The organism is Stappia sp. WLB 29, from assembly GCF_023507705.1.
In the GTDB taxonomy this organism is placed as follows: domain Bacteria; phylum Pseudomonadota; class Alphaproteobacteria; order Rhizobiales; family Stappiaceae; genus Stappia.
On sequence record NZ_JALBGD010000001.1, the window covers coordinates 129,350 to 149,112 of the forward strand.

Below are 19,763 nucleotides of genomic sequence, written 5' to 3' on the forward strand. Positions count from 1 at the left end.
CGCGAGCGGCCCTCCGACCTTACAGTGTGCGGCGCCCGAACGTGTTCGTGCGCGGGAAACCGTTCGGCGGCAGACGTCCGGCTTGCGCCCTGTCGCCGCGCCAGTCCGTCAGCTCTTCCATCTTGCGGTTGAAGCTGCGCCCGGACGAGTCGACCCAGGAGAGGCCTTCCTCGGCCTTGAACACCGTCACGTCGGACACGCCGCCGTCACGGTAGCGCTGCAGCCGCACACCGCGCCCGCGTGACATCTCTGCAACCTGCGCCAGCGGGAAGACGAGCAGCTTCCTGTTGCGCCCGATGATCGCCACTTGGTCACCCTCGGCGGCAACGCAAAGCCGCGCTTCCACAGGCGTCGCGACGTTGAGGACCTGCTTGCCCTTGCGGGTGTTGGCGATGACGTCGGCCTCGTTGACCACGAAGCCGCGCGCTTCGTCCGAGACAACGAGAAGCTTGCGGTCGCCGCGATAGACGAAGACGTCGACGACGTCCTGGCCTTCCTCCATGTCGACCATCAGGCGGATGGGTTCGCCGTGACCGCGCCCGCCTGGCAGCTTGTCGGCACCAAGGGTGAAGAACTTGCCGCCGGTCGTGAAGACGAGGAGCTTGTCTGTGGTCTCCGCCAGGAGGTGCAGCTTGAGGCTGTCATCCTGCTTGAAGGACAGGGACGAAAGGTCGCTCTGATGCCCCTTGAGGGCGCGGATCCAGCCCTTCTGCGAGATGACGACGGTAATCGGCTCCTTCTCGATCATCGCCTGATGAATGTCGGTGAGATCGTGCTCGGGAGCATCGCCGAATGTCGTGCGGCGCTTGCCGAGCGGCGTCTCGGGGCCGTAGGCCTTGGCCATCTCCCCGATCTGCTTGCCGATCTTCGTCCACAGGCGCGCCTCGGAGCCAAGAAGCGTCAGCAACTCGTCGCGTTCGGCGGTGAGCTTGTCGTGCTCCTTGCGGATCTCGATTTCCTCAAGCTTGCGTAGCGAGCGCAGCCGCATGTTGAGGATTGCTTCCGCCTGGACGTCGGTGAGCTTGAATGCGGCCTTCAGCGAGGCCTTGGCGTCATCCTCCTCGCGGATGATGCGGATCACCTCGTCGAGGTTGAGATAGGCGATCAGATAGCCGCCCAGCACCTCCAGCCGGTGCTCGATCTGCGCCAGCCGGTGCTGCGAACGGCGGACCAGAACGTCCTTGCGGTGGTCGAGCCATTCCTGCAGGGCCTGCTTGATCCCCATCACCATGGGAATGCGGCCGCCCGACAGGACGTTCATGTTGAGCGAGAAGCGGCTTTCCAGGTCGGTCAGCTTGAACAGCGACTCCATCAGCAGTGCCGCATCGACGTTCTTGCTGCGCGGGACCAGGACGAGGCGGACATCCTCGGCGGACTCGTCGCGCACGTCGTCAAGCAGTGGCAGCTTGCGGGCCTGCAGCAGTTCCGCGATCTTCTCGATCAGCCGCGACTTCTGGACCTGATAGGGGATCTCGGTGACCACCACCTGCCATGTGCCGCGGCCGAGATCCTCGACCTCCCAGCGGGCGCGCACGCGAAAGCCGCCGCGGCCGGTCTCATAGGCCTCCAGGAACGCCGCATCGCTCTTGACCAGAATGCCGCCGGTCGGAAAATCCGGGCCCTGGATGAACTGCAGCAGGTCTTCGGTCGAGGCGCCGGGCGTCTTGATCAGATGCTGCGCGGCAGCGCAAAGCTCGCCGATATTGTGCGGCGGAATGGAGGTCGCCATGCCGACGGCAATGCCGGCCGCGCCATTGGCGAGCAGATTGGGGAACCCGCCCGGCAGGACGATAGGCTCCTTGTCGAGACCGTCATAGGTCTCGCGGAAGTCGACCGCGTCCTCGTCCAGCCCATCGAGGGTGCGCACGGCGATGTCGGTAAGGCGCGCTTCGGTGTAGCGCATGGCCGCGGCGCTATCGCCGTCGATATTGCCGAAGTTGCCCTGGCCGTCGACCATCGGGTAGCGGACGGCGAAATCCTGCGCCAGGCGGACGAGCGCGTCGTAGATCGCCTGGTCGCCATGCGGGTGATACTTACCCATGACGTCGCCGACGACACGGGCGCACTTCTTGAAGCCCGCATTCGGATCGAGCTTGAGCAGCCGCATCGCGTAGAGGAGCCGGCGGTGGACCGGCTTCAGCCCGTCACGCACATCCGGCAGCGCACGATGGGTGATGGTCGACAGCGCGTAGGAGAGGTAGCGCTCCTCGAGCGCCGAGCGAAGGTCGACAGGCTCGATGCCACCTGGCGGAATCAGGTCTTTTCCCATGTTTCATTCGCTACAGGCATTCGCCGCCCGAAGCAATGCGCGAGGCGTCGCAGATGGCGGTTTTCAGCCGCTTTCGGCCTCCTGAAGGTGGCGCTTGATCGCGTCCACGAACCCATCGCGCGCCGGCGACATCTGTAGCAGGCGCGGGGCTAGCACATGCCGGTCGAGAAAGTAGCCGGTGAGGCGGAAGGCATCCTCCAGCGCCTGTCGGTCCGGAAGCCGTCCTGCAAGCTCGGAAGGCATGCCGCCCACGTGCGAGGGGGAGGCCTCTGGTGCAAGAAACGACGGCAGGGGCAGCAGGCGAGGGGCGTAGGGAAGCCCGGCCTCGCGGCAAACCGCACGGCCGGATTTCGGCGACACATAGATCAGATCATCAATGCGTCCCGTCGCGGCGCATTCCGTCAGGTCCAGCCCGAAACCGAGTTCGGCAAGGACCTGCAGCTCGAAATGCACCATCAGTGCGCCGGCGACCAGCGGCTCGTGCAGATGGGCGATGATCGCCTCCAGCCCGTCATGCAGCTGCGGATGCGGATCGCGCTCGGGAAGGAAGTGCAGCAGGGCCGCAAGCGCCTGGATGCCATAAACGCCGGTCGAACTGGTCATCAACTGGGCAGCGCGCAGCTCCAGAGGCTCGATGGCGTAGAGGCCGAGGTGATCGTCGAGACGCGCCCGCCAGACGAGGCCGACGCGATTTCCCGGTTGCAGCGCCGCCTGCATGCGCCGGCTGCGCCCGCCGCGTACGAGGCCCAGATGCCGGCCGCGCTCGCGCGTCATCGCCTCGAGGATCAGGCTGCTCTCGCCGTGTTTCCTCGTCGCCAGGATGATGCCGTCAGCGCTCCATTCCATGGGTATGCGATCAGCTTTGCGAAAAGAACTACCGGGGGAACTCCAGGCCCATTTCGCGGTAGCGCTCGGGATCGTCGGACCAGTTCTCGCGCACCTTGACGAAAAGGAACAGGTGAACCGGGCAGCCGGCGGCCTCGGCGATTTCGCCCCGTGCGGCCTGCGAGATCGCCTTGATGGTGCGCCCGCCCTGGCCGAGCACGATCATCTTCTGGCTGTCGCGCTCAACATAGATGGTCTGCTCGATGCGGACCGATCCGTCCTTGCGCTGCTGCCAGGACTCGGTTTCCACCGTCGACATGTAGGGCAGTTCCTGGTGCAGACGCAGGAACATCTTCTCGCGGGTGATCTCGGCCGCAAGCATCCGCATCGGCAGGTCCGACGCCTGGTCTTCCGGATAGAGCCAGGGACCCGGTGGCACGCGCTCGGCCAGGTCCTCCATCAGATCGTCGAGACCGGAGCCGTTGACGGCCGACACCATGAAGGTCTTGTCGAACTGGACGATCTGGTTTGCCTTCTGCGCCAGCTCGAGCAGCTTTTCGCGCCGGGTGACGTCGATCTTGTTGAGGATCAGCAGCTTCGGCAGCTTCACATCCGCAAGCCGCTCCAGGATGCTGGTGACCTGATCGTCGATGCCCTTGCGTGCGTCGATCAGCAGGGCAACGACATCCGCCTCGCGTGCGCCGCCCCAGGCCGTGTCGACCATGGCGCGCTCCAGCCGGCGTTTCGGGCGGAAGATGCCCGGCGTGTCGACGAAGATCACCTGCGAGGCCTCGTGCATGGCGATGCCGCGCACGAGGGCGCGCGTGGTCTGGACCTTGTGGGTCACGATGGAGACCTTCACGCCGACAAGCGCGTTGAGCAGGGTCGACTTGCCGGCATTCGGTGCCCCGATCAGCGCGACGAAGCCGGCCCTGGTGGCCGTCTCGTTCGTCTCGGGGGGCATGCCGGTGCCCTCGGTCGGGGCCTGGTCGCTGGTGCTCACTTGATATCCGTCTCCGTCCAAACGCCTTCCCGCAGGAGAGCCGTCTCTGCCGCCCGCTGTTCCGCGAGCCGTTTCGATCCGCCGGTGCCTGTCGCCGGCTGATATCCGTCGATCTCCACCTGCACGGTGAAGCTGGGCGCATGGTCCGGGCCACTGCGCTCCGTCATGACATAGCGCGGAGCGGCCTTGCCGCGTCCCTGCGCCCATTCCTGCAGCATGGTCTTGGCATCGCGCAGCGGGCCGTTGTAGCCGGTCATGCGCGGCCCCCAGTGCCGCTCGATCAGAGTTTGCGCCGCCTCGAGCCCGCCGTCCAGATAAACGGCCGCAATCACCGCCTCGCAGACGTCGGCCAGGATCGCCATCTTGCGCTTGCCGCCGGTCTGCGCCTCGCTTTCGCCGAGGCGGATGGCATCGCCGAGCTTCAGGTCCCTGGCGACTTCTGCGCAGGTTTCCTTGCGCACCAGCTGGTTCAGCCGCCGCGCCAACTCGCCTTCCTCGGCCTTGGGAAAGCTCTTGTGCAGCATCGTGGCGACGGCAAGGCCGAGTACCCGGTCGCCGAGGAATTCCAGCCGCTGATAGCTTGTGGCCGGTCCGCTGCGCGCCGTGGCGCTGCCGTGGGTGAGGGCACGCGACAGCAGGTCGCCGTCGCGAAAATCGTGGCCGAGGCGCTTCTGCAACTGCGCCTCGGCCTTTTTCTGTACATCGGAGCTCATGTCGGTATCTCTAGGCCGCCCGCCTCAAAGCAGCTTGAACAGACGGCTGCCGCGCACGGTCCAGGGCCACTTCCAGACCATCCACGCGGAGGCGTCCTCGTCCACCGAGAAGAACAGCATCTCGGCGCGGCCGACGAAATTCTCGAACGGCACGTAGCCGACCGCGGACAGCACGCGGCTGTCGGTCGAATTGTCGCGGTTGTCGCCCATCATGAAATAGTGGCCCGGCGGCACCTTGTAGACGCCCGTATTGTCCCAGGTTCCACGGGGCGTCAGGTCCAGCGTGTCATAGGAGACTCCGTTCGGCAGCGTCTCGCGGAAACGCGGCACGCGCCGGACATTGCCGAACTGGTCCGTGGTGATGAAGTCGTCGATCTGGGTGCGCTCGACCGCCGTGCCGTTGATGTGCAGCACGCCGTCGATCATCTGGATTTCATCGCCCGGCAGGCCGATTACGCGTTTGATATAGTCGACGGACGTATCTTTCGGCAGCTTGAAGACAGCGACGTCGCCGCGCTCCGGCTCTGCTGCCCAGATGCGCCCCTCGATAGGAACAAGGCCGTAGGGGAACGAATACTGCGAATAGCCGTAGCTGTATTTCGATACAAACAGGTAATCGCCGACGAGCAGAGTGTCCATCATCGATCCGGAGGGGATGTTGAACGGCTGGAATAGCAGCGTCCGCACCACGAGGGCCAGCAGCAGCGCCTGTACAAGCACCTTCACCGTCTCGTAGAGACCGCCTTCCTTGCTCTTGTTTTCCTCGGACACGCTCATTTTTTCCTTCGTGACGGTCACTTTTCGAGGCCGGCCGGACGGTGGCAGCACTCGTGGGACACAACCTCGCCCGAGTCGGGCTTCGACTGAAGACCGTCAAGGTTCGGGGGGAGGGGATTCCGCCTTGTCTTCAAGGCTTGTACCGGCTCGTCCGAAATGACGCAATGCAAAGGCGTTCGCGTTGCGGGGCAAGGAGCGCGGTGCGAATATGCCGGTTTGCCGCCGGATCAGTCGCCCCTTGCACGATCCATCAGGCGGCGCATTTCCCGGATGGCAGCCTCCAGGCCGATGAAGATCGCCTCTCCGACCAGAAAATGGCCGATGTTGAGTTCGGCAAGCTCTGGGATGGCAGCGACGCCTTCCACCGTATCGAAGGCGAGACCGTGGCCGGCGTGGACCTCAAGCCCGAGCGAGGCGCCGTAGCGCACAGCTTCGTTGATGCGGGCGAGTTCACGTAGAGAACCGTCTGTGTCGCCGTCATTGTGCAGATCGCAATAGCGTCCGGTATGCAGTTCGACGACCGGGGCCCCCAGAGCCACGGCCGCGTCGAGTTGCATCCTGTCCGCTTCGATGAACAGCGACACACGCGTGCCGTTGTCGGCCAGTGCAGCGACAATCGGTTTCAGGTGGTTGTGCTGGCCACGGGCATCCAGCCCGCCTTCCGTCGTGCGCTCCTCGCGCTTTTCCGGCACGATGCAGGCGGCGTGCGGGCGTGCTTCAAGCGCGATTTTCAGCATCTCCTCGGTCGCTGCCATCTCGAAGTTGAGCGGCAGGTCGATTTCGCGGCTGAGCCGCGCGATATCGTGGTCGGAGATGTGACGGCGATCTTCGCGTAGATGCGCGGTGATGCCGTCTGCACCCGCCTGGGCCGCAAGATGTGCAGCGCGAACAGGGTCGGGGAAGCGGCCGCCGCGGGCGTTGCGGATCGTTGCGACGTGATCGATATTGACGCCGAGACGCAGGCGCTTGGTGGTCATGAGAAGCTCCCGGGAAGGTCGGCTCGCGAAGCCGGAGGAGGGCGTTGGAGCGTCACTATGTGACTTCGCCGCCCTGCCTTCAACGGTAAACCGCTGCGCGTCAGCAGCCAGGTTGCGGCCTCATGCGTCGACGTCGTGAGCCGCTCCCTTCACGGCTCCGGGAAGCTTGCGGGAGGAGAGTTTCAGGCGCCGCGTGCGCTGATAGGCGCGCACGCTGTAAAACACCAGAAAATAGAAAAAGGTCGCCGTGATCAGGCCAAGCGGCACGGCTCCCACAAGCATCGGCTTGATCAGTGGCAGGAGCGTGTCGAGCGATTTTTCCAGGAAGCCGCCATCAAGATGCTTGTCGAGGGCGCGATGGTCCAGTTCCTTCGCCTCGCCATAGATGATCATCGACCCGACCTTGTAGGTCGAGGCCCAGATGAACGGGAAGGTCAGCGGATTGCCGACGACGGTGCCAAGTGCGGCGGCCACCATGTTGCCGCCGACGATGAAGGCGATGACGAAACTAAGCAGGAAGTGCAGGCCGATGAACGGCGTGATCGAAGCGAAGGCGCCGGCAGCAAATCCCATGGCAATGGCGTGGGGGCTCGCGGTCAGCCGCAACACCCGCTTGGAGAAATAGCGGGCGGAGCGCGCGAAGCTGTGGCGCGGCCAGACGGCAACGCGCAGACGCTCGAGATGGGTCGGCTTGTCGCGACGTTTGAAAAGCATGTCTGGTCTTCAAATCCTTCGTTGCGCCTGCCGGCAAGGGCGGATCAGGTCAACCGATCTCGCGCGTCACGCCGGACACATTCGCCTGCGTCCTGAGCTGATTCATGATGCGGTTCAGATGCTTCAAATCCCATACCTCAAGATCGATAAGGATTTCGTGAAAATCTGCCGCCCGCCTCAGCATTTTCAGATTGTCGATATTGCCACCCAGTTCCGCGATGGTCGCGGCAATGGTCGCGAGTGACCCAGGCTCGTTCAACGCCGAGACGTTGATCCGGGCCGGGAAGCGCTCACGCCTGTCTCCAGCCATGTCCCAGCGAACATCCAGCCAGCGGTCGGTCTCGTCCTCGAAAGCCTGCAGCGCAGGCGACTGTATCGGATATATGGTGACGCCGACGCCCGGTGTAAGGATGCCGACAATGCGATCGCCGGGCACCGCGCCGCCATCGGGCGCGAAGGAAACGGGAAGATCTCCCGACAGGCCGCGAATGGGAAGCGGAATGGCCCCGTTGCGCGGTTCTTCTCCGTCCGGAATCCGGAACTTCATTCCGCTGCCGGATTCCAGGTCGAACCAGCCTGGCTCCCCCGCCTGAAGCTGGTTGGGCAGGCGGTCGTCCTGATAGTCCGGATGCAGCGTCGACACGATCTCATGGGCGCGGATTTCGCCGCGGCCTACCGCCGCAAGCAGGTCCGCAAGGCTGCCGTAGCCGAGCGAAGGCAATGCCCCCTCGAGCCGTTCCTCGCCGAAGGCGTGTCCGGCCCGGCGGAAGGCCCGCTCCAGGATATGCTGGCCGAGCGAGCCGTATTGCTGGCGAGCGTTCTCGCGTGTGGCGCGGCGGATGGCCGCGCGCGCCTTGCCGGTGACGGCGATCGTCTCCCAGGCCGGCGGCGGCGTCTGCGCCTGGCTGCGGATGATGTCGACTTCATCGCCGTTTCGCAGCTCGGTGACCAGCGGCATGATCTGGCCGTTGACCTTAGCCCCGACGCAGGTGTTGCCGATATCCGTGTGAACGGCATAGGCGAAATCGATGGGCGTCGCACCGCGCGGCAGCGCGATCAACCGGCCCTTGGGCGTGAAGCAGAACACCTGGTCGTGGAAGAGCTCCAGCTTGGTGTTCTCGAGAAATTCTTCCGGCGTGTCGCCCTGCGACAGAAGCTCGATGGTACGGCGCAGCCACTCGTAGGCGCGGCTTTCGTCATTGAGCTTGTTGATGTTTCTGCCGCCGAGCTCGCCATCCTTGTAAAGCGCGTGTGCCGCAATGCCGTACTCGGCGACTCGGTCCATCGCCGTTGTTCGGATCTGCAGTTCCACGCGCTGGCGGCTCGGGCCGACGACCGTCGTATGGATCGAGCGATAGTCGTTCTGCTTGGGCGTGGACAGGTAGTCCTTGAACCGTCCCGGAACGGCCGGCCACGTCGTGTGCACAACACCGAGGACCCGGTAGCAGGCCTCGACGGTGCCGACCACGACGCGGAAGCCATAAATGTCGGAGAGCTGCTCGAAGGCGATCGACTTCGACTGCATCTTGCGGAAGATCGAGTAGGGGCGCTTCTCGCGTCCCTTGACAAGGGCCGCGATCCCGCGCTCTTCCAGCCGCGACATCAGGTCGTGCTCGATGTCCGTGATCAGGCTCTTGTTCTTCTCGCGCAGGGCCGTCAGCCGGTCGGTGATCGTCGAGAACGCATCCGGATTGAGGGTCCTGAATGCGATGTCCTCCAGTTCCTCGCGCATGTCGTGCATGCCCATACGCCCGGCAAGCGGGGCATAGATCTCCATCGTCTCTTCGGCGATCCGACCCCGCTTGTGCTCCGGCATATGATGGAGCGTGCGCATGTTGTGGAGACGGTCGGCCAGCTTGACGAGCAGCACACGCACGTCGTCGGCGATGGCGAGGAGCAGCTTGCGGAAGTTTTCCGCCTGCTTGGCCTTCTTGGAGGCGAGATCGAGGCGCTTGATCTTGGTCAGGCCGTCGACGAGCTTGCCGATCTCGGGCCCGAACATGCGGTCGATCTCGTCGCGGGTCGCCGTCGTGTCCTCGATCGTGTCGTGGAGCAGGGCAACGGCGACGGTCGCGTCATCGAGCCGCAGATCGGTCAGGATCGCGGCCACCTCCAGGGGATGGGAAAAATAGGGATCACCCGAAGCGCGCTTCTGGCTGCCATGCTTCTGCATGGCATAGACATAAGCCTTGTTGAGCAGCGCCTCGTCGGCGTTCGGATTGTACCGCTGGACCTTTTCGACCAGCTCGTATTGCCGCATCATTGCGGAAACGCCTCACACATCGGCGCGGCCGGCCGGCACCGCTCCCCCAGGGGGACGCCGCGACAGACGACCGCACGACGTCGTGCGGCGACCGGATGCCGCCGGACGTCTCCGTTCAGATATCGTCTTTGCGCTCCGGCGGAACAAGGCCTTCGAGACCGCGCAGCAGATCTTCCTCGGACATGCGATCGAACTCGACCGAGCTATCGTCGACTGCGTTGACTTCGGTGCCGCCCTGATTCTGGGAGGACGTGTTCGGAACCATCGGCACAGCATCGGCCTCCGGCTCGTCCACCTCCACATATTTCTGCAGCGAGTGGATCAGATCTTCCTTCAGATCCTCGGGGCTGACGGTCTGTTCGGCGACCTCGCGCAGCGCCACGACGGGATTCTTGTCGTTGTCGCGATCGATGGTCAGCGGCGAACCGTTCGAGATCATCCGCGCCCGATGGCTCGCAAGCAGCACCAGTTCGAAGCGGTTCTCGACCTTGTCGATGCAGTCTTCGACTGTCACGCGCGCCATGGGTATGCTCCATCTAAACTGTTATCAGCAAGCGGCGATATGTACTGTGTTGCACCGCAAGACGCAAGCCTTGCGCGATGTCGCGCTACAGTTTTGTTTTTTAATCACGTTTCTAATTTCGCCATGATTTTCTGTAGACTCCTTCGGGAAAGCTGCCGAAGCTCAGTTGCCGTTGCGTGGTAAAATGGTGTAGGTGGAACTACTCAAAGGCGGTCGAGTATACCGCCCAAAGCAAAAACAGGGGGATGCTTGCAGGATTGCATCCCTCGGGCACGGAAACCGGATGGAAATCCGGCTTGCAGGTCGATCCGAAAACGGTGTGGAGTGTAGCCTTTTCTCCTGACGCGGTGGGCGAACCCGCGTCGAAAGGCAACTCTGGATATTTTTTCCGGGAGCGTTTTCTTTCCGGGCCCGTAGATCGTCCTGCATTGCAACGAAAGGTATTCTACGAAATGTTCGACCCGCGAGAGAAGGTGGCGTTGTTTATCGATGGCGCGAATTTGTACTCCACCGCGCGTAGCATCGGATTTGATATCGATTACAAGATGCTTCTCCAGGAATTCCAGAAGACCGGATATCTCCTGAGGGCGTATTATTATACGGCATTGATTGAGGACCAGGAGTATTCGTCGATTCGTCCCTTGATCGATTGGCTAGATTACAATGGTTACAAGGTTGTGACCAAGCCTGTGAAGGAGTTTGTCGACTCGGCCGGGCGCCGCAAGATCAAAGGCAACATGGACATCGAGCTGGCTGTCGATGCCATGGAGATCGTCGAGCATGTCGATCATATCGTGCTGTTCTCCGGTGACGGCGACTTCCGGCCTCTGGTCGAGGCGCTGCAGCGCAAGGGGCGCAAGGTAAGTGTCGTGTCCACCCTGCAGACCCAGCCGCCGATGATTGCCGACGATCTGCGGCGTCAGGCGGATCACTTCATCGATCTGGCAACGCTCACCAAGAAGGTCGGCCGCGATCCGGCGGAGCGCACCCCGCGTCCGGCTCCGCGTCGCAACGACGTGGAAGAAGACGAAGACGACGATTATTGAGAGGCCGGTGAGCGTGCTTCATCTGCCCAACCCGGCAAGGGATTGTCCCTTCTGTCCGCGGCTCGTGGCGTTTCGCGAGACGCACAGGGCGGCGCAACCGGACTGGTACAACGCGCCTGTGAGAACTTTCTCGGCGCCTGATCCGCATCTGCTGATCGTCGGTCTGGCACCGGGGCTGAGAGGGGCGAACCGCACCGGGCGCCCCTTCACCGGCGATTACGCCGGAGACCTGCTTTACGAGACGCTTGTCGATTTCGGCTTCGCGCGAGGGCGGTACGAGGCTCATCCGGATGACAGTCTCGAACTCGTTGATGCTGCCATCACCAATGCCGTGCGCTGCGTGCCGCCGGAGAACAAGCCGACAGGTCCCGAAATTCGGACCTGCCTGCCATTTCTGACGCAGACGATCGACGCGCTGCCGTCGCTGGTCGCGTTGGTGGCGCTCGGTCGCATCGCTCATGATGCAACGCTGTCGGCCTTGGGCATTCGGCGCGCGGCCCATGCCTTCGGGCACAACGTGCGGCACGAGCTGCGCCCAGGCCTTACGCTTTTCGACAGCTATCACTGCTCCCGCTACAACACGAATACGGGGAGGTTGACGCGAGAAATGTTCCGCGACGTCTTCACCGCCGTGCGCGCGCAGGTGGATGCCTGCGCATCCTGACGGGTGCCGATCAGTCCGCCGGGTCGGCTTCGGGAGAGGAGGGCGCGGGGAACCACCCTCGCGGCCCCAGATGGTCCTGCGGCTGGTAACGGGCCTTGTAGTCCATCTTGGGCGAGCCCTTCACCCAATAGCCGAGATACACGTAGGGAAGACCCAGCGCGCGCGCACGCTCGATATGATCGAGAATGAGGTGGGTGCCGAGGCTGCGGCTTTGTGCTTCGGGGTCGAAGAAGGAATAGACCATCGACAGGCCATCGCTCAGCCGGTCGGTGAGGGCGACGGCGAGCAGCGGCCCGGTGCCCCTGCCGTTGAGAAACGTATCCGGCCCGCGCCGGCGATACTCCACCAGCATCGTCTCGACATGCGTATCCTCGATCATCATCGCGTAATCGAGAACGGTCATGTCCGACATGCCGCCATTGGCATGCCTTGCATCCAGATAGCGGCGGAAGAGGTCGTATTGCTGCGACGAGGGGGCGGGCTCGCTGGTCGAGCCGACGAGGTCGGCGTTGCGCTTCCACAGACGGCGGAACGAGCGGGTCCAGCGGAAGTCGTCGACCCGGACCCGGATCGAGATGCAGGCGCGGCAGTTCTCGCAGGCAGGACGGTAGGCAATGTTCTGGCTGCGCCGGAACCCGCCCTGCGTCAACACGTCGTTCAGCACCTGCGCCCGTGATCCCACGAGATGCGTGAAGACCTTCCTCTCCTGCTTGCCGGGCAGGTAGGGACAGGGCGAGGGCGCCGTCAGGTAGAATTGCGGTGTGTCGGTCGGATGTCGCGTCAAGTGCGTCCTTCCCGCTCAGCGCGTCTCAGAGCATCGAGAATCCATAATATATGGGCGCGACGAAAGTGAAAGTCAGCCATAGCAGCAAGGCGAGCGGCGTTCCCGCGACGATGAAGTCCGAAAAGCGGTAGTGGCCGGGGCCCATCACGATCAGGTTGGTCTGGTAGCCGATAGGTGTGGCGAACGAACAGTTCGCGGCGAAGATCACGCAGGTCACGAAGGCCTCGACGGGCATGCCGCTCTGGATCGCCATGTTGACCGCAATCGGCGTGAAGAGCACCGCCGTGGCGTTGTTCGACAGGACGTTGGTCAATAGCATCACCAGCAGGAAGAGGGAGGACAGCATCACCATCGGACGCTGCCCCTCTAGAACCATCACGAGGACGTCGGCGATCATCTTGGCGCCTCCGGTGACCTCGAGCGCGGTGGCGGCGGCGATCGAGGCGCCGATAAGCATGAAAATGCGACTATCGACTGCGCGAAGCGCCTGGCGCACGTTGAGGCAGCCCGACAGCACCATGGCGAAGGTTGCGGCGATCGAGGCCGTGACGATCGGCACAACGCCGCTGGCGCTGGCCGCCACCATCAGGGCGAAGATGGCCAGTGCGCGCGGCGCCAGCCGGCGCGGCGGCAGCTCGGCCGCCGACCAGTCGAGCAGCAGGACGTCACGGTTCGTCCTCAGCCTCTGGATGTTGGTCGCGTGACCGGCGACCAGCAGTACGTCCCCAGGCTCCAGGCGGATTTCCGTCATCGCCATGCGCGGCATCCGCGAACGGCGCTGGACTCCCATCACCACGCAATCCGTCTCGGTGTGAAACCCGCTCTGGGCGATGGTGCGTCCGGATAGCCGCGACGCGGGTGCCACCACCACCTCCGCCAGGGTGAGGGAGCGCTGCGGCAGCGATGCCTCGAGATCGGATGGTTCCTCGCTTTCGGTTGCCATCAGCGGACGGCGCTGGGACAGGGCAGTGGTCAGCGCGTGCCGGGTGGCCGCGACGATCACGGTGTCGCCGGGCATCAGGGTGACGTTCTCGAACGGCGGCAGGATCGGGCGCTCGCCACGCTGCACCAGCCGGACGGTCATGTCCTTGAGGGCGGGAAACAGGCCTGCGACGGAGGTGACGCCCTCCAGCGGATGGCCGGCAGTGATGGCGATCTGGGCAATGAACTGCTTGCCGGACGAGACCTGCATTTCCTCGGCCATCGACCGGCGGGGTTTCAGCAGGAACGGCATTACGAACAGTACATAGAGGATGCCGACGCCGGCGAGGATGACGCCGATCCCGGTAAAGCTGAAGAATCCGAGCCGGACATCGCTCGTGCGGGCTGCGACGTCGGCCACCAGAAGGTTGGTGGACGAGCCGATCAGTGTCGTCATGCCGCCGAGAATGGCGATGAATGACAGCGGCATCAGCAAGCGGCCGGCAGGCTTGCCCTGGGCTGCGGCAACGGCCGACAGGATCGGCAGGAACATCACCACGACGGGAGTGTTGTTCAGGAAGCCGCTGATTACCGCCACGGCGACCAGGATCGGCATGGCTGCCAACACCGGCCTTTTGCGGGTGGCGTCGACGATGATCTTTGCCGGCTTTTCCAGTGCATCCGTCTGGAACAGGCCCTGACCGACGATCAGCAGGCAGATGACGGTAACGAGGGCAGGGTTGGCGAAGCCTGACAGCAGCTCGGACGCACCGATCGTCACGGAGGCGTCAGCCGGCTGGAAAAAGGTGAAGATCAACAGAAAGGCGACGACGGAGCCGAGCGCAACGACTTCCAGCGCAAGGCGCTCCATCGCATACAGCACAACGGTGACCACGATCACCACGAAGGTCAGCAGCATCGCGGGATCGGCTGGCAGCATGCGTCGGGCCCATCTCCTCGTTCGGGACGCACGCGGGCGCGTGCGGCGCAGCACGCGCCATGTGCTTTTTTAACGGGCCGAGGGGCTTAAGCAAAGCGGCAAAGGGCTCATCCACCGCTCGCTGTCCGAAATGGTTTTGCTTGCAGGCAGGAAATTCCGGTCAATCCGTTGCGCGTCCGCGGTTCATCACCGCGACTCCGAGGACGATATCGTGCAACAGACGCTTTTCTGCATTGAAGAAGCTGACCAGAAGGATCAGCGGCGTCAGCAGGCTGACGGAGAACCAGAACAGCAGTGCGTGGATCGCGGCGATCAGGATATCCGGTCGCCGGCCGTCCAGCATCCGCATCGTCAATCCCATTGCCCGCATGCCGGGAGTGGCACTGTGCGGACCGCCGAGTGTGAAGCCGACATAGGCCAGCGCGACGCCGGGCCCCAGCGCCGGGAAAAGCAGCCAGCCGAGCCCGAACGTGAAGAGGCCGAGAAACAGCAGCAGCAGGCCGCCGGCAAGCGTCAGCGCGATGATCACCGCAGCATCGATCAGGAAGGCGATGATGCGATTGGTCCGCACGCTGTCGAACAGCCACGGGTCCAGTCCGCTCGCTCCACGTTCGTCGTTCATGTCATCGATGCCCTGTGCGTTGCGGTCCTGCATTGGCGGTCCGCTCCTTACTGACCTTGCAGGTGGTGACGATGGCCGTTCATGTCAAATGCCCCCGCTTTGGCGTGGCCAATGCCGCCTCAGATCCGCGATTCGCCCAGATCGAGCGGGCATACCGAGTGTCCGGCCTTTTCCAACGCGGAGAGGATACGGGCCGCATGCTCCGGGTCGTGCGTTTCCATGGTGACGTCGAGAGTGGTCCCCTTCGCCGGGACGTTCAGGAACAGGCGATGGTGCGAGACTTCCAGGATATTGCCGCCTAAGCGGCCGATCAGCGTCGAGATCTCACCGAGAATGCCTGGCCTGTCGGCGGTGGTGATGCGGATCGACAAAAGCCGTCCTTCGCGTGCCAGTTCGCGCACCATGATGGACGACAGCAGCCGGGGATCGATATTGCCGCCGCACAGGACAAGACCGACACGCTTGCCCTTGAAGCGCTCCGGATAGGCGAGAAGGCCGGCAAGGCCTGCAGCGCCCGCGCCCTCCGCCATGGTCTTTTGCCGCGTCAGGTAGGCGTTGACCGCGCGCTCCAATGTTGCCTCGTCGACGAGCAGAATGTCGTCTACCGTCTGGCGGACGATCTCCAGCGTCAGGCGGCCGACGTTCTTGACGGCGATGCCCTCGGCAAGCGTTGCGCCGCCGCAGGTCACAGCCTCCCCGCGCAATGCGCCGAGCATCGAGGGGTAAAGCGCCGCCTCCACGCCGACGACCTCGATGCCCGGCTTCCGCGCTTTCGCCGCGACGGCCATGCCGGAGATCAGCCCGCCGCCGCCGACCGGAACGACGAGGCAGTCGAGATCCGGCTGGTCCTCCAGCATTTCGAGCGCGATCGTTCCCTGACCGGAAATGATCGCCGGGTCGTCGTAGGGGTGAACCCAGACGAGGCCTTCCTCGTCGGCGATGCGCTCCGCCTCGGCTTGTGCATCGGCCAGAACCTCGCCGGCAAGCACCACGCGTGCGCCATAGCCGCGCGTTGCGGCGACCTTCACGAAGGGGGTCGGCTCCGGCATGACGATGGTCGCCGGGATGCCAAGCCGGGCGGCGTGATAGGCGACGGCCTGGGCATGGTTGCCGGCCGACATGGCGATGACGCCGCGCTTGCGTTCGCTCGGTGAGAGCGACGACAGCTTCACCAGCGCGCCGCGCTCCTTGAACGCATTGGTGACCTGCAGGTTCTCGTATTTGACGAAGACGTCCGCCCCGGTGAGCAGCGACAGTTTCGGCGCCGGCAGGCACGGGGTCCGCATCACGGCCCCCTGGATGAGCCTTGCAGCCTGGGTGATCGTCTCGAGGGATACCTGCATCTGGAGGGCCTGAAGCTGCGGAAAAGGTCCGCCCACCTGCCATCAAGCAGGGATCATTTGCAAGCTCAGGATAGTGGAGCCGACCATCAGGCCTGCCAGTGCGATCCGCAAGGCGTTGAGCAACCGCGTACCTCCGGCATTGCTGCGCAGCCAGCTTCCCGCCAGCAGCCAGAGGCCGTTCAGGAAACCACCGAGGCACAGGAAGGTCAGCGACAGGACCAGCGCATCCGCGAAATAGCGTTCCGCAGAAACGAACTGGCTGATGCCGGCGATCTGCATGGCATAGGCTTTCGGATTCAGCGGATGCACCCAGAACCCGCGGCCATAGCCGGGTATGCGGTCGGCCTTGACGCCACCGCGCACCGGACTGCGGACGATCACCCAGGCGAGATAGAGGATGTAACACAGGCAGAGGATGCGAAGCACCTCGAAGACCTGCGGTGCACTCTTCAGCAGGGCGAAAAGACCGGCAACATTCAGCCAGTAGATCACCTGGAAGCCCGACATCGTGCCCAGCATGAACGGCAGGGCGGGGCGCGCGCCGAAGGAGATGCCGTTCGCCATCAGCGACATGTTCGCAGGACCGGGCGAGCCGACCATCGCGCAGACGAAGAGCGCAAGCAGCCCGAACTGGGCGAGGGGCATCAGGAGATCGGAAGACATCTGGCAGCGACTTCATGAGGGCGACCGGCGGTCGCGGATTGTGTTTCGCCGGCAGATTTGTCTTGAAACAACTTCTGATACAATCGTAACATTGTTCTTGTGACAATATTGCCTGATATCTCCGTCGGTCTCGATCAGCCGGTCACGGTCCGTTCGCTGGAAGCGCATCTGCGGTCCTGCGTCGAGCGAGGCCTCCTTGCGGCTGGCGACCGTCTGCCGCCGATTCGCGAGGCCGCCTGGAAACTCGGCTGCGCGCCGGGAACCGTTGCGCGCGCCTATCGGGCGCTGGAACTTGCCGGCCTTGCACATGGAGAGGTGGGGCGAGGAACCTTCATCGCTTCCGGCGACCGCAAGCTCGCCTTTCCTCAAGCAGCGACCAGGACGACGCAGCATGTGACCGATCTGGCCGTGAACAGCTTTCTCATCGAGGATGCCTCGAGCCTTGTCGGGACCGCGCTGGCTGCGGTGCAGTCGGACCTGGCGGCCGGGGATCTGCCGCTCGCCTATCTCGCGACCGGTGAGGACGAAGAGATCAGGGCCATCGCCGCGCGCTTTCTCGGCCGGCAGGGCAGAGAACTGGATGCCGACGAGATCGTGGTGACGGCCGGCGCCCAGGCGGCGATCGCCTCCACCTTTCTGGCTCTGACCGAAAACGGCGGCGGCATCGCCTGCGATGCGCTCACCTATCCGGGCGTGATCAGCGCCGCGAGCGTGGCGCGAGCGCGGCTTCATCCGGTGCGCATGGATGAGGAGGGCATGGATCCGGAGGCGTTCGAGGCCTTGTGCCGGCGTGCCAAGATCGCCTGCGTCTTCCTCATGCCTTCGACGCAGAATCCGACCGGGCGCCGGATGTCCGCACGGCGCTGCGCGCAACTGGCCGAAGTCGCTGCCCGCCACGGCGTGGTGGTGGTCGAGGACCGTATCTACGATTTTCTGGCGGACGAGAGCACGGACACCGGGATCTCGGGATTTCTGCCCGAAAGCACGGTGTTGGTCACGGGCCTTTCCAAATGCGTGGCGCCGATCCTGCGCGTCGGGTTTGTTGCTGCGCCGAAGCCGCTCGCCCGCCAAATCCTCGCGGTGGAGAACGCGCTCAGCCTGATGGTCTCGCCGCTGCTAACACGGGTTGCCGTGCACATCCTTTCAGATAGCGGGTTCGAGGCCCGGTTGGCGCGGATACGCCGTGGCATCGCTGAGCGCGCAACAATCGCGCACGAGCTCTTCCCGCAGCTGAAGCCGGAGGCGTTGCAGGGCGGTCTTGCATGGCTGGAGCTTGCGGGTGGGTGGTCTGCCGACGCCTTCTCGGCGGAAGCTGAGGCTCTCGGCGTGCGAGTGGCGCCGGCGCGTTTCTTCGCGGTCGAGCCGCGCGGCGCACCGGAGGCGGTGCGCCTGTGCCTTGGAAGCGTGGCGCAGGATGACGTCTGCCGGCGGGCGCTGGAGGATCTTGCGAGCCTCATGGCGCGCCCGCCGCGCGGGCCTCAGATTCTACCTTGAGGCGCTTGGTGCCGGGGCGCAGCCGGGTCAGTCGAGCCCCTTGAGCTTTCTTGCTGCACGCGGCGCGAAATAGGTCAGCACGCCGTCCGCCCCGGCGCGCTTGAAGGCCATCAGGCTCTCCATCATCGCCCGCTCGCCGTCGAGCCAACCGTTCCCGGCGGCCGCCATGATCATCGCGTATTCGCCGGACACCTGATAGGCGAAGGTCGGCCGCTCGAACGTGTCCTTCACCCGGCGGATGATGTCGAGATAGGGCATCCCCGGCTTGACCATGATCATGTCGGCGCCTTCCTCCAGATCCAGCGCGACCTCGTGCAGGGCCTCGTCGCTGTTGGCCGGATCCATCTGGTAGGTGCGCTTGTCACCGACGAGCGTCGCGTTGGTACCAACCGCGTCGCGGAAAGGACCGTAGAAGGCAGACGCATACTTCGCCGCGTAGGACATGATCTGGACGTCCCGGTAGCCGGCGGCATCGAGGCCGGCGCGGATCGCGCCGATGCGCCCGTCCATCATGTCGGACGGGGCGATGACGTCGGCACCGGCTTCGGCCTGCAGCAGTGCCTGGGCCACCAGCTGGGCGACTGTCTCGTCGTTCAGAATCACCTCGCCCTTCATCAGGCCGTCATGCCCGTGGCTGGTATAGGGGTCGAGCGCCACATCCGTGACGATGCCGATCGGCAGGCCAGTGTCCTTGATGGCGCGGCACGCGCGGCAGATCAGGTTTTCCGGGTTGAGGGCTTCCGAGCCGTCGGCATCGCGCAGCGACGGATCGGTATTGGGAAAGAGGGCGATCGCCGGAATGCCGAGCTCTGCGGCTTCCTCGATCTGGCGGGCGATATTGTCCACGCTGTAGCGCATGACGCCCGGCATGGAGGGAACAGGCTGCTCGATGCCGGTGCCGTCGGTCAGGAACAGCGGCCAGATCAGGTCGTCGACGGTCAGCGTGTTCTCGCGCACCATCCGGCGTGACCAGTCGGTGCGGCGGTTGCGGCGCATGCGGCGTCCCCCGACGATACTATCGACATCGTGGGCCTTGGCATTGAGGGTGGGGCGCTGGTGAGCGGTCATCGGAACTTCCCTGCAGGGGTGTTGATCGAGTTGGACGGACCCTAGCACTGTGGCGGTGCCTACCGGAAGCCTGTCCGACCTTGCATCCCTTGGCCGGATTGACGCAGGGCCGGGGGCTGGATAATCCAGCAGTCTACCGTCGGGAACCGAGGCC

Annotated in this window: 18 protein-coding genes and 1 pseudogene; 4 read left to right on the top strand and 15 right to left on the bottom strand. The window is 64.2% G+C overall.

Annotation, left to right across the window (positions count from 1 at the left end; translation table 11 throughout):
* Positions 1 to 19: 19 nt before the first annotated feature.
* From parC to rpoZ, 9 genes are all read right to left on the bottom strand, one after another.
* A complete protein-coding gene (parC, locus tag MNI96_RS00620) occupies positions 20 to 2,269 on the bottom strand; it encodes a DNA topoisomerase IV subunit A (RefSeq protein ID WP_249689420.1) in 2,250 nt (749 codons plus the stop codon).
* Positions 2,270 to 2,332: 63 nt separating this feature from the next.
* Complete coding sequence (gene recO, locus MNI96_RS00625) at positions 2,333 to 3,115, bottom strand: DNA repair protein RecO (RefSeq protein WP_249689421.1); 783 nt, start codon at positions 3,113 to 3,115, stop codon at positions 2,333 to 2,335.
* A gap of 28 nt (positions 3,116 to 3,143) precedes the next feature.
* On the bottom strand, positions 3,144 to 4,058 hold the full coding sequence (gene era, locus MNI96_RS00630; protein ID WP_249690363.1) for a GTPase Era: 915 nt from the start codon (positions 4,056 to 4,058) through the stop codon (positions 3,144 to 3,146).
* Between the two features lie 35 nt (positions 4,059 to 4,093).
* Entirely contained in the window at positions 4,094 to 4,810 is a 717-nt protein-coding gene (rnc, locus tag MNI96_RS00635; protein WP_249689422.1) for a ribonuclease III, read from the bottom strand.
* A gap of 24 nt (positions 4,811 to 4,834) precedes the next feature.
* Entirely contained in the window at positions 4,835 to 5,587 is a 753-nt protein-coding gene (gene lepB, locus MNI96_RS00640) for a signal peptidase I (RefSeq protein ID WP_249689423.1), read from the bottom strand.
* A gap of 227 nt (positions 5,588 to 5,814) precedes the next feature.
* A complete protein-coding gene (locus tag MNI96_RS00645) occupies positions 5,815 to 6,564 on the bottom strand; it encodes a pyridoxine 5'-phosphate synthase (RefSeq protein ID WP_249689424.1) in 750 nt (249 codons plus the stop codon).
* 120 nt (positions 6,565 to 6,684) lie between these two features.
* Positions 6,685 to 7,278 (bottom strand): DUF2062 domain-containing protein, encoded by a 594-nt coding sequence (locus MNI96_RS00650; RefSeq protein WP_249689425.1) that lies wholly within the window; start codon positions 7,276 to 7,278, stop codon positions 6,685 to 6,687.
* Positions 7,279 to 7,327: 49 nt separating this feature from the next.
* On the bottom strand, positions 7,328 to 9,541 hold the full coding sequence (locus MNI96_RS00655; RefSeq protein ID WP_249689426.1) for a RelA/SpoT family protein: 2,214 nt from the start codon (positions 9,539 to 9,541) through the stop codon (positions 7,328 to 7,330).
* Between the two features lie 115 nt (positions 9,542 to 9,656).
* Positions 9,657 to 10,064: a DNA-directed RNA polymerase subunit omega gene (gene rpoZ / locus MNI96_RS00660; protein ID WP_120268079.1), complete on the bottom strand. Its 408-nt coding sequence runs from the start codon at positions 10,062 to 10,064 to the stop codon at positions 9,657 to 9,659.
* Positions 10,065 to 10,516: 452 nt separating this feature from the next.
* On the opposite strand from rpoZ, the gene MNI96_RS00665 reads away from it, so the two are divergent.
* Both MNI96_RS00665 and MNI96_RS00670 read left to right on the top strand, forming a co-directional pair.
* On the top strand, positions 10,517 to 11,110 hold the full coding sequence (locus MNI96_RS00665; RefSeq protein ID WP_120268078.1) for a LabA-like NYN domain-containing protein: 594 nt from the start codon (positions 10,517 to 10,519) through the stop codon (positions 11,108 to 11,110).
* Between the two features lie 7 nt (positions 11,111 to 11,117).
* Entirely contained in the window at positions 11,118 to 11,774 is a 657-nt protein-coding gene (locus tag MNI96_RS00670; protein ID WP_249689427.1) for a uracil-DNA glycosylase, read from the top strand.
* A 10-nt stretch (positions 11,775 to 11,784) separates the two neighbouring features.
* On the opposite strand, the gene MNI96_RS00675 is transcribed toward MNI96_RS00670, so the two are convergent.
* The 5 genes from MNI96_RS00675 to MNI96_RS00695 form a co-directional block, all read right to left on the bottom strand.
* Positions 11,785 to 12,558 (bottom strand): arginyltransferase, encoded by a 774-nt coding sequence (locus tag MNI96_RS00675; protein WP_249689428.1) that lies wholly within the window; start codon positions 12,556 to 12,558, stop codon positions 11,785 to 11,787.
* Between the two features lie 25 nt (positions 12,559 to 12,583).
* Entirely contained in the window at positions 12,584 to 14,419 is a 1,836-nt protein-coding gene (locus MNI96_RS00680; RefSeq protein ID WP_249689429.1) for an SLC13 family permease, read from the bottom strand.
* Positions 14,420 to 14,579: 160 nt separating this feature from the next.
* Entirely contained in the window at positions 14,580 to 15,074 is a 495-nt protein-coding gene (locus MNI96_RS00685; protein WP_249689430.1) for an RDD family protein, read from the bottom strand.
* An 86-nt stretch (positions 15,075 to 15,160) separates the two neighbouring features.
* On the bottom strand, positions 15,161 to 16,384 hold the full coding sequence (locus MNI96_RS00690) for a threonine ammonia-lyase (RefSeq protein ID WP_249689431.1): 1,224 nt from the start codon (positions 16,382 to 16,384) through the stop codon (positions 15,161 to 15,163).
* A gap of 42 nt (positions 16,385 to 16,426) precedes the next feature.
* Positions 16,427 to 17,047, bottom strand: a complete 621-nt coding sequence (locus MNI96_RS00695) for a LysE family translocator (RefSeq protein WP_249689432.1) — start codon at positions 17,045 to 17,047, stop codon at positions 16,427 to 16,429.
* Between the two features lie 99 nt (positions 17,048 to 17,146).
* Here MNI96_RS00695 and MNI96_RS22060 point away from each other — a divergent pair.
* Positions 17,147 to 17,371: pseudogene (locus MNI96_RS22060) on the top strand (GntR family transcriptional regulator); the annotation flags it as partial.
* 69 nt (positions 17,372 to 17,440) lie between these two features.
* Positions 17,441 to 18,541 (top strand): aminotransferase-like domain-containing protein, encoded by a 1,101-nt coding sequence (locus tag MNI96_RS00700; protein ID WP_249689433.1) that lies wholly within the window; start codon positions 17,441 to 17,443, stop codon positions 18,539 to 18,541.
* Positions 18,542 to 18,568: 27 nt separating this feature from the next.
* Here the strand turns inward: MNI96_RS00700 and hemB are convergent, their stop codons facing one another.
* Entirely contained in the window at positions 18,569 to 19,537 is a 969-nt protein-coding gene (hemB, locus tag MNI96_RS00705) for a porphobilinogen synthase (RefSeq protein WP_249690364.1), read from the bottom strand.
* Positions 19,538 to 19,763: the final 226 nt, after the last annotated feature.